At 56.8% G+C, this 10,220-nt stretch carries 11 protein-coding genes and 1 other annotated feature; of the genes, 2 read left to right on the top strand and 9 right to left on the bottom strand.

Annotation, left to right across the window (positions count from 1 at the left end; genetic code table 11):
* Nucleotides 1-6: 6 nt before the first annotated feature.
* The 9 genes from HX884_RS16795 to HX884_RS16835 form a co-directional block, all read right to left on the bottom strand.
* Nucleotides 7-1,311 carry an inosine/guanosine kinase gene (locus tag HX884_RS16795; RefSeq protein ID WP_020685011.1) on the bottom strand — a complete coding sequence of 435 codons (1,305 nt, stop codon included), beginning with the start codon at nt 1,309-1,311 and terminating at the stop codon, nt 7-9.
* Nucleotides 1,312-1,373: 62 nt separating this feature from the next.
* A complete protein-coding gene (hemH, locus tag HX884_RS16800) occupies nt 1,374-2,336 on the bottom strand; it encodes a ferrochelatase (protein WP_013095900.1) in 963 nt (320 codons plus the stop codon).
* 124 nt (nt 2,337-2,460) lie between these two features.
* Nucleotides 2,461-3,105 (bottom strand): adenylate kinase, encoded by a 645-nt coding sequence (adk, locus tag HX884_RS16805; RefSeq protein ID WP_006809841.1) that lies wholly within the window; start codon nt 3,103-3,105, stop codon nt 2,461-2,463.
* A 229-nt stretch (nt 3,106-3,334) separates the two neighbouring features.
* Nucleotides 3,335-5,209 (bottom strand): molecular chaperone HtpG, encoded by a 1,875-nt coding sequence (htpG, locus tag HX884_RS16810; RefSeq protein ID WP_178328504.1) that lies wholly within the window; start codon nt 5,207-5,209, stop codon nt 3,335-3,337.
* Between the two features lie 110 nt (nt 5,210-5,319).
* The gene (gene recR / locus HX884_RS16815; protein ID WP_013095898.1) at nt 5,320-5,925 is read right to left on the bottom strand and encodes a recombination mediator RecR; all 606 of its coding nucleotides are present in this window, start codon (nt 5,923-5,925) and stop codon (nt 5,320-5,322) included.
* Nucleotides 5,925-6,257 carry a YbaB/EbfC family nucleoid-associated protein gene (locus tag HX884_RS16820; RefSeq protein WP_003858972.1) on the bottom strand — a complete coding sequence of 111 codons (333 nt, stop codon included), beginning with the start codon at nt 6,255-6,257 and terminating at the stop codon, nt 5,925-5,927. Before HX884_RS16820 ends, recR begins: the two co-directional genes overlap by 1 nt.
* Before the next feature lie 53 nt (nt 6,258-6,310).
* Nucleotides 6,311-8,236, bottom strand: a complete 1,926-nt coding sequence (gene dnaX / locus HX884_RS16825) for a DNA polymerase III subunit gamma/tau (protein ID WP_020685009.1) — start codon at nt 8,234-8,236, stop codon at nt 6,311-6,313.
* Nucleotides 6,917-6,981 (bottom strand) — a sequence feature (DnaX frameshifting element). (Overlaps the previous gene by 65 nt.)
* Before the next feature lie 88 nt (nt 8,237-8,324).
* Complete coding sequence (gene apt, locus HX884_RS16830; protein WP_000127359.1) at nt 8,325-8,876, bottom strand: adenine phosphoribosyltransferase; 552 nt, start codon at nt 8,874-8,876, stop codon at nt 8,325-8,327.
* A gap of 151 nt (nt 8,877-9,027) precedes the next feature.
* Complete coding sequence (locus HX884_RS16835; protein ID WP_013095896.1) at nt 9,028-9,405, bottom strand: DUF454 family protein; 378 nt, start codon at nt 9,403-9,405, stop codon at nt 9,028-9,030.
* Between the two features lie 50 nt (nt 9,406-9,455).
* Between HX884_RS16835 and priC the strand changes: the two genes are divergently transcribed.
* The gene (gene priC, locus HX884_RS16840) at nt 9,456-9,983 is read left to right on the top strand and encodes a primosomal replication protein N'' (protein WP_178328505.1); all 528 of its coding nucleotides are present in this window, start codon (nt 9,456-9,458) and stop codon (nt 9,981-9,983) included.
* Between the two features lie 12 nt (nt 9,984-9,995).
* Nucleotides 9,996-10,172 carry a pleiotropic regulatory protein RsmS gene (rsmS, locus tag HX884_RS16845; protein ID WP_058682755.1) on the top strand — a complete coding sequence of 59 codons (177 nt, stop codon included), beginning with the start codon at nt 9,996-9,998 and terminating at the stop codon, nt 10,170-10,172.
* Nucleotides 10,173-10,220 lie beyond the last annotated feature (48 nt).

Here is a 10,220-nt window from a genome sequence, read left to right on the forward strand (position 1 = left end):
TTGCTTTTACCTGTCCCAGTACGCCTCTTCGAGGCTGTCTTCCCTTTCCGGCAGGCCACGTGTTAAGCGCGGGGAGTGCTGGTTCAGCACCTGATAACTGACGCGGTTCGCGTATTTACACACCTGCGCCAGCGACGAATAGGTGAGCCAGCTGAACTTATGTTTGCTGGAATTCGGCACGTTGGTTTTGTGGTAGGCATTGGCGGTGATGTCATGCAGCAGCGCCGCCAGCGCACCGTCGCCCGCACCGTTGGTGTTCATGATCTTCTCCGGGCCGCCCATGTACGGGGCGATGTGCGAGTAGATCCGCAGCGGATTAACACAGTCTTTATAACGCATGCCACGGCTGAACTCATACTGGTTGAACTCGGCGATGGCGCCAGGCAGCAGCGGATGCTGGGTTTTGCGTTTGCTCTCTTCTTCCGTGAAGCCTGCCATATACAGCCCTACCGGTCCGGCGGTGCAGAGCACCAGATCCACCCAGTCCAGCGCTTTATCGGAGGCCAGCAGCGGATCGCTCTCGCCGGTGAGGGCCTCAGCTTCTTCTTCGTTCATCGCCAGAATCGAGACATGCTCTTTCAGGAAGGCCTGCCACCACTCCGGGTTGTCGGCAATCACAAATTTTGTTCCCAGCGTCAGGACCACCGGCACATCGTACTTTTTCGCGTACTCAATCGCCTTCATGGTGGCTTCCGGCATCGGCTCGCCCGGCTTGCAGCGCACCAGGTAGGAGGTGAGCACCAGCGCCGACGCGCCCGCAATCACCTCTTCGGGAATGCTCTCGGCACGCAGCTTGTTCATGTGGCCAGGGCTGATGGCAAAGGTACGCTCGCCGGATTCACCGATCAGCGTAAAGCAGCGGCCAATGGGGCCGTCGACACCCTGCAGATAGTTAAGATCGGTACGGCTGGAGGTATTGCACAGGTAACGGTAGGCGTAGCCACCAATTTCGATGTTGCTGCACATCACGCCGAGCAGCACTGAGCGGTCGTCTGCCAGAACGGAGTAGTTGTGCATGGTATTGCCGATGGTGCCACCGGCAAACTGATGGGTGATCAGGTTGTCACGCACCAGCTCCTGATAGAGCGCCTCCGCAACGTCGTCTTCGATCACCAGCGAGTGGCCGGCGCTCAGACCGTAACGGGCGACAAACGCATCATCCACTTTCGCTTCAATGTCCACCAGCGTCTGATCGATACCGACGACCCATGCCGCGCTGGTTTCATTTTCAGGCTGGATTTGCTGCAGGAGCGGATCGCGGGCATCAACAGGGAAGTAGTGTTTGGATTTGCGTTTACCGGGAAATTTCATGGTCTGAACTGTGCATAGAATATGGGCCGGGAATGGTAGCACAAACCCGGCCCAGAGTGCGATCAGCGGCTGTTGGTCACCAGCGAGACCATCATGTCGATATGTTCCGGAGCGTCATTAAGTGCCGGAATGTACTCGTACTTCTCACCGCCAGCCTCAAGGAAAAACTCCCGGTTTTGCACCGCGATCTCCTCCAGCGTTTCCAGGCAATCGGCCGAGAAGCCCGGCGACATTACCTGAATATGCTTCACGCCTTTCTCGCCGAGCATTTTGAGGGTTTCATCCGTATACGGTGTCAACCACGGCTCGCGACCAAAGCGCGACTGGAAAGTCATCATCACCTTCTCCGGCGGCAGGCCGAGCGCGGACACCAGCTCACGCGTGGTATCGCGACAGCGCTGCGGATAATCATCCCCTTCGTTAGCGAAACGCTGCGGAATGCCGTGATAGGACAACAGCAGCAGATCCGGCTCGCCGTGTTTTTCAAACGACGCGCGGGCACTGCTGGCAAGCGCTTTGATATAGAGTTCGTTATCGGCGTAGTCGCGTATAAAGGTCACGCCCGGAATGCGGCGGCGGGTCGCCAGAATGCGGGCCAGTTCGTCCCACACCGCAGCGACTGTCGAGCAGGAGTACTGCGGGTAGAGTGCCAGCACCACAATGTGCTCAACCCCCTGCGCCAGCAGCGCGTCGACCGCACTTTCCAGAGACGGTTTGCCATAGCTCATGCCGAGTGCGACAGGCATATCCGGCAGGCGGGCAGCCAGCGCTTTCTCCTGACGACGGCTGTAGACCATCAGCGGCGAGCCCTCTTCCATCCAGACAGACTGATAGAGTTTGGCGACGCGCGGTGAACGAATGGGCAAAATCACGCCACGCAGTAATGGCCACCACAGCAGTCTTGGGGTATCCACAACGCGCGTGTCGCTTAAAAATTGTCGCAGATAGCGTTTTACCGCTTCTGGCGTAGGTGCTTCTGGGGTGCCCAGATTGGCAAGCAGGATGCCGGTTTTCGCCTGACTCATTCACGCCTCTTAACCATTTGAATGGTTGTCAATTGTAGCGGAAATGCGCTTAAACGGAACCCATTGCTGTAATAGGTAAGATGAGAAATATTCTCACCCGGGGACCCGGGTGAGAGCAGTGCGATTAGCCGAGGATTTTTTCCAGCTCTGCACGAACGTCAGCCACGGCTTTGGTGCCGTCAACTTTCGCGTATTTGGTGTTACCCGCCTGCGCTTCTTTGGTGTAGTAGCCGATCAGCGGCGCAGTCATCTGATGGTATTCCACCAGGCGCTTACGCACGGTCTCTTCCTGATCGTCTTTACGGGTGGTCAGCTCTTCGCCGGTTACGTCGTCTTTACCTTCAACCTTAGGTGGGTTGAATTTAATGTGGTAAACGCGGCCAGAAGCAGCGTGCACACGGCGACCAACGATACGATCAACGATCAGCTCGTCTGGTACGTCGAACTCCAGCACGTAGTCTACGTTGATGCCCGCTTCTTTCATGGCGTCAGCCTGAGGAATGGTGCGTGGGAAGCCGTCCAGCAGGAAACCGTTACGGCAGTCTTCCTGAGCAATGCGCTCTTTGACCAGAGCGATAACCAGCTCGTCGGTCACCAGTTTGCCAGCGTCCATAATGTCTTTCGCTTGTTTACCCAGCTCAGAGCCAGATTTAACAGCGGCGCGCAGCATATCACCGGTGGAGATTTGCGGAATACCGTATTTCTCCATGATGAACTGAGCCTGAGTTCCTTTACCCGCGCCCGGAGCGCCAAGCAGAATAATACGCATTGCGAAAATCCCCTCAAAAGTCGATTCAATTTTTCAAAAGCGCTAAACAATACCACCAGAACGGATGCGGCTCAAGGAAGGCGGGAAGGCTGAAACGGTTAATGGGGGGAGATAATTTGGGTTAGTGCGATTGATTCCCCCTCACCCTAGCCCTCTCCCCAAAGGGGAGAGGGAACGTGAACACCCTCTCCCCTTTGGGGAGAGGGCAGGGTGAGGGGTAGGTGTTTAATTACGCCATCAGCAGCGCATTCACACGTTTAATGAAGAGGTTAGGATCTTCCAGCGTGCCGCGCTCGGCCAGCAGAGACTGATCCAGCAGCAGTTCAACCCACTCAGCAAAGCGGGTTTCGTCCTGGGTATCCGCCGCGCGTTTCACCAGCGGGTGATCCGGGTTCAGCTCGAAGATATATTTCACTTCTGGCATTGCCTGACCCGCCGCGGCGAACAGTTTCGCCATCTGGGTACCCATTTCGTCCGCATCGGTAGTCACAATCGCCGGCGTATCGGTCAGACGGTGGGTGAAGCGCACCTCTTTCACACGGTCGCCCAGCAGGGTTTTCACGCGCTCAACGAACGGCTCCAGCGCCTTCTCGGCTTCTTTCGCGCTTTCATCCACTTCATCCGCCAGCTTGTCGATGGATTCATCGGCTTTGGCAACAGACTGGAATGGCTTACCGTCGAACTCGGTCAGGTAGTTCATCATCCACTCGTCGATGCGGTCAGAAAGCAGCAGCACTTCGATACCTTTCTTACGCAGCAGCTCCAGGTGCGGGCTGCTCTTCGCCGCGGCGTAGCTGTCGGCGGTGATGTAGTAGATCTTCTCCTGCCCTTCTTTCATGCGGGAAACGTACTCTTCCAGCGACACGGTCTGCGCGGAGGAGTCAGTGTGCGTAGAGGCAAAGCGCAGCAGTTTGGCGATCGCTTCTACGTTCGCGGTATCTTCCGCCGGGCCTTCTTTCAGCACCAGGCCAAACTGCTTCCAGAAGGTCTGGTATTTTTCCGCGTCGTCTTTCGCCAGTTTTTCCAGCATCTGCAGCGTACGTTTGGTCAGCGCGTTACGCAGGTTGCGGGTCACGGTGCTGTCCTGCAGAATTTCACGGGAGACGTTCAGCGGCAGATCGTTAGAATCTATCAGGCCACGGACAAAGCGCAGGTAGTTCGGCATGAACTGCTCGGCGTCGTCCATAATGAAGACACGCTGAACGTAAAGCTTCAGACCGTGCTTGTGATCGCGGTTCCACATATCCCACGGTGCCTGCGACGGGATATACAGCAGGCTGGTGTACTCCTGCTTACCTTCCACACGGTTATGGCTCCAGGTCAGCGGATCGGTAAAGTCGTGGGCGATGTGTTTGTAGAACTCGTTATATTCGTCGTCCTTGATTTCAGCCTTATTGCGCGTCCACAGGGCCTGCGCCTTGTTGATTTTCTCCCAGGAGACCACGGTTTCACCGTCTTTCTCTTCCTGTTTTTCAATCTCAACCGGCAGGGCAATGTGGTCGGAATATTTGCTGATGATGGAGCGCACGCGCCAGTCGTTCAGGAAATCGTCTTCGCCTTCACGCAGGTGCAGGGTGATTTCGGTGCCGCGATCCGCTTTGGTGATGTCATCAACGGTGTATTCACCTTCACCTTTGGATTCCCAGAACACGCCGTTTTCCGCGCTGTCACCCGCCGCACGTGTACGCACGGTCACTTTGTCCGCCACGATAAACGCCGAATAGAAGCCCACGCCGAACTGGCCGATCAGCTGGCTGTCTTTCGCCTGGTCAGAGCCCATAGATTCCAGGAACGCTTTGGTCCCGGATTTGGCGATAGTCCCGAGGTGGTCGATCACCTCGTCGCGGTTCATACCGATGCCGTTATCGGCGATGGTCAGGGTACGGTTCTCTTTATTGAAAGAGACGCGCACGCGCAGCTCGCCGTCGCCTTCATACAGATCCGGGTTAGACAGCGCGCGGAAGCGCAGCTTGTCCGCCGCATCGGAGGCGTTGGAAATCAGCTCACGCAGGAAAATTTCTTTGTTGGAATACAGGGAATGGATCATCAGGTGCAGAAGCTGTTTTACTTCTGACTGGAAACCACGGGTTTCTTGTCCTTTCATCTAAGTCGACCTCAACAATGCCATTTAATGGGGTTGTAAAACGTTGAGGGAGAGATGGGGATAAGCAGGGAAATTTTCAAGCGGAGGCTGCGAATGCCGCCTCCGTTTGGTCAGAAAATAATCTTGTGACGTCCGGCCAGAGAGTGCGATAGCGTGGTGCCGTCAACCATCTCCAGCTCGCCGCCAACCGGCACGCCGTGAGCGATACGGCTGGCGTCAACACCGTACTGCGCGCACAGCTCGGCGATGTAGTTGGCGGTTGCCTCCCCTTCCACCGTGGGGTTGGTGGCGAGGATCACCTCTTTGATGGTCTCGGACTCCAGACGCTGTTCAAGGCGATCAAGACCGATATCATCCGGGCCAATACCGTCCAGCGGGGAGAGATGCCCCATCAGCACGAAATAGCGGCCAGAGAACTGCCCGGTTTGTTCGATGGCATAGATGTCCGCCGGACTCTCCACCACGCAAATCTGACCGTTCTCCTGACGACGCGGATTCGAGCAAATATTACAGACGTCCTGCTCGGTAAAAGTACGGCAATCCGCACAGTGACCAATCTCTGACATGGCGCGGGTCAGAGCCTGCGCCAGGCGCATCCCGCCGCTGCGGTCGCGCTGCAATAGCGTAAACGCCATACGCTGCGCCGACTTCGGGCCTACGCCCGGCAGGCAGCGCAACGCTTCCATTAACTGCGTGAGCAGCGGACTGGTTTGCATCAGAACGGCATCTTGAAGCCCGGCGGCAGTTGCATACCGCTGGATACAGAGGCCATTTTCTCTTTCTGGGTTTCGTCGATACGGCGAGCGGCATCGTTGAACGCGGCTGCAACCAGATCTTCCAGCATCTCTTTGTCGTCTTCGAGCAGGCTTGGATCGATTTCAACGCGGCGGCAGTTATGCGCACCGTTGATGGTCACCTTGACCAGACCGGCACCGGATTCACCCGTGACTTCCAGTTGAGCGATCTCTTCCTGCATCTTCTGCATTTTTTCCTGCATCTGCTGAGCCTGCTTCATCAGGCCACCCAGACCGCCTTTTCCACCAAACATAGGCTTCTCTCTCTTTCACGTTTAACGATGACAACCGTAAGTCAGACTCACGATCAAATGGGGCGAATACTCTCTTCATCCAGATCGGCGTCGAAGAACCGGCGCAGGGTCTGGATGTTGTTATCCGCAATAATCGACTCACGCGCCTGCGCGAGTTTCTCTTCATAAATGGCCTGGCGCCACTCCAGTGGCGTTCGCACCGCCGGATTATCGTCTTCAATGATAGTCAATTCAACCGGTGCACCCTGCAATGTGGCCAGCGCCTCCGCCAGCGCTTTTTGTGCGCCGGGGGAGTTCAGGTGCCGTTGACCGGGACGCAGATGCAGACGCACCTGATTACCGTCCTGCTCTTTCCAGGCATTCAGCGCGACCTGCTCGACCAGCTTAGGCAAATGCAGTTTACTGACCTCCGCGGCCCAGGCGTCACGCGCGATAGACTCTTCCGCGAGCTTCGCGGAAAGCTCCGGTGTTTTTTCATGCTCCAGCGCTTTCTTCAGCGCTTTTGGCGTGGCGACCTCTTTCTTCACCTCTTCGACGATGGTCGTCGACTTCCAGCGGTAAGCCTCTTCTTTCACCGGGGCTTTTTGCTCGAGCGCGGACGGTGCCGGGCGCGCCTGTACGCGCTCCGTTACCGAGGCCAGTCGTTCAAGCGCGGCGTTGTTTACCGGCCGCGCTCTTCCTGGCGCTGCCGGTTCACTCTTTTTTGGTTTGGTTGCTCCCTGCGCTCGCTGCAACTGGCTGCGGGCGGCAAGCACCGAACTGGTGGCATCCGACAGCGGTACATTTTGCGGCGGCGCTGCCGGCTGTGCTGGCACCTGCTGCGGGGACATCACTGCCGTTGGAGCGGTCGGGGCGAATGACTGCCGGGGCACTTCAGGCTCTGGCAGCGGCATACGCGGGTGGAACGCCAGCGCACGCAGCAGCGTCATTTCAACGCCCATTCTAGGATCCGGCGCAAACGGCAGCTCTTTACGGCCAATCAGCAAGGTCTGGTAATAAAGCTGTACGTCAGCAGGCGGCACGGTTCGCGCAAGTTCACGCATCCGCTGTTCAATGGCCGCCATATCCGCCCCCATTGCTGACGGAGAGAGCTGAAGCATCGCTACACGGTGCAGCAGGCTAAGCATCTCGACCAGTAGGGCTTCCCACTCAACGCCACGGGCTGCAGCGGCATTCACCAGCGACATGACGCGCTCACCGTTCGCGGCGATCGTGGCTTCAATCAGGGACAGCGCCTGGTCGTCGTCCAGCGTGCCGAGCATGGTGCTGACCGCCTCCGTCGACAGTTTACCGTCACCGCTGGCAATAGCTTGATCCGTCAGGCTGAGCGCATCGCGCAGGCTGCCGTCCGCTGCACGGGCCAGCAGTTGCAGGGCGCGCGGCTCGTGGACAATGTTCTCTTCGTCGAGAATGTGTTCCAGCTGAGTGCGGATCTGTTCAACGTCCAGCGCCTTCAGATGGAACTGCAAACAGCGCGACAGAATCGTCACCGGCAGCTTTTGCGGATCGGTGGTCGCCAGCAGGAATTTCACATGCGCAGGCGGCTCTTCCAGCGTTTTCAGCAGGGCGTTGAAGCTGTGACGTGACAGCATGTGCACTTCATCGATCAGATAGACCTTGAAGCGGCCACGCGCCGGGGCGTACTGCACGTTATCCAGCAGGTCACGGGTATCTTCAACTTTGGTGCGCGAGGCGGCGTCGATCTCGATCAGATCGACAAAGCGCCCCTGTTCGATCTCACGGCAGTTGTCACACACGCCACACGGCGTGGCGGTGATCCCGGTTTCGCAGTTCAGACCTTTTGCCAGCAAACGGGCAATAGAGGTTTTACCGACGCCGCGGGTACCGGAGAAGAGATAGGCGTGATGGATACGACCTAGCGACAAGCCGTTCGCCAGGGCCGTCAGCACATGTTCCTGACCGACAACGTCGGCAAAGGTTTGTGGTCGCCATTTACGGGCTAACACCTGATAACTCATGGGCAGGCTCTGCAACGCTGGAAGGTGAATTAATGGAGGGGAATGCTATCACAACCTCACCCATTGAGCGAGGTTGTGAGAAACGGGATTAATGACCCGGGAAAGGCACCAGGCTGTAGCTGGTAATACCCTGTTTTTCCAGGCGCTGTTCGCCGCCCAGATCGAACAGATTGATGATGAAGGCCGCGTCGGTCACTTCACCACCCAGGCGACGAATCAGCTTCACGGTCGCTTCGATAGTGCCACCGGTTGCCAGCAGATCGTCCACCACCAGCACTTTGTCGCCAGGCTTAATGGCATCGACGTGGATTTCCAGCTGATCGGTGCCGTATTCCAGCTCATAGCTCTCCGCGATGGTTTCACGCGGCAGTTTGCGCGGCTTACGCACTGGCACAAAACCTACGCCCATTGCCAGCGCCACCGGTGCGCCAAACAGGAAGCCACGGGCTTCGGTACCTACTACTTTGGTGATCCCGGCGTTTTTATAACGCTCGACCAGCAGTTCAATGCTGAGCGCGTACGCTTTCGGGTCTTCCAGCAAGCTGGTGACATCACGGAAAAGAATGCCAGGTTTTGGATAGTCCTGGATGCTTTTGATGCTGTTTTTCAGATATTCAAGCTGCTGTGCAGTTGCGGTCATCGGTTTGTGCCTAAATGAAACAGTGTTACTCACAGCGCGCAAAGAGGCGGTAAAGGTAACAATTGTTTAACCTTTAACCAGGCGCGCCTGTGCTCGAAAACGGTCGAATTTACTGGCTGCGCGCAATAATTGCAACAGCCATTATAAGGCTTCAGTGCTTTTGTTGCTTTTCATCAACCACGGGGATCCGCCACATGAAGATAAGCAGGCAGGTCAGGATAACCAGCAGCAGGATCCGCACCCACATCATTTTCACCAGCCATAATGAAATGGCGAAGGTGATGAGGATGACTGCAATCGCACGCGGCTTTGCGCCAGGCGGCATGGCCCGGTGTTTCTGCCAGTGGCGCAGATAGCCGCCAAACCACGAGCGATACAGCAGCCAGTGATGAAAACGCGGGGATGAGCGGGCAAAACACCAGGCTGCCAGCAGAATAAACGGCGTCGTGGGCAAAAGTGGCAAAACCACGCCCAGGGTGCCTAACACTACCGCCAGCCAGCCAATGATGATTAAAATAGTACGCTGCATAATGCGAATCGTTATCAAACTGAACGGCTACTTTACCACTGGAGCGCGCCTTGAAAATAGCCCTGCTTTTAGAGACGCTGCAAAATCAGCTCGTTGCCCTGCGCACGCAGGCGTCACCGTTGATGCAGCATGCGACGCTCAAACCGCGCTTTGACCGGCAGTTATTTCATACGCGAAGTACGCTGATGAAAGACTATCTTGATGAGGCGCAGACCAACCTCGACGAACTGCGACAGTCCGTGAATGACGGTAAACATGAGCAGGTGGCCTGGCTTGCGGAGCATCTCACCAGTCAGATCACCGCCTTGCACCGGGAGATCGCAGCCTGGCCCCTGCGTACCTGGGATAGCGCGTCGCCCGGCCTCGGTAAATGGCAGCGCAAACGGCTGGAGCACCAGGAGTTTGAACGCCGTCTGTTTGAGATGAAGCGCGATCGGGAAGCACGTCTGAACAACAGTGAAACGCTGGAAGAGCAGCAGTTATTGATGCGTGAAATCGACGCGCTGGATGGACGTCTTGTCCGCTGCCGTCAGGCGCTGGATGAGATCGAACGCGTCATTGAACGCCTGACCCGTTAAAAGGAGCCACACATGTCGCTGGAAAATGCCCCCGATGAGGTCAAACTGGCCGTCGATTTGATTATGCTGCTGGAGAATCATGAGATCCCGGCTGAGACGGTGCTGAAGGCGCTGGAGATTGTGCGGCGGGATTTTGAGGGAAAGGTGAAGGCCGGTTGCCCTCACCCTAACCCTCTCCCACCGGGCTGAGGGTTCCCCAGAAAAATGAAAAGCACGATGAAGTGTGATCTACTGGTT

Source organism: Enterobacter sp. SECR19-1250 (assembly GCF_013391025.1).
Taxonomy (GTDB): domain Bacteria; phylum Pseudomonadota; class Gammaproteobacteria; order Enterobacterales; family Enterobacteriaceae; genus Enterobacter; species Enterobacter cloacae.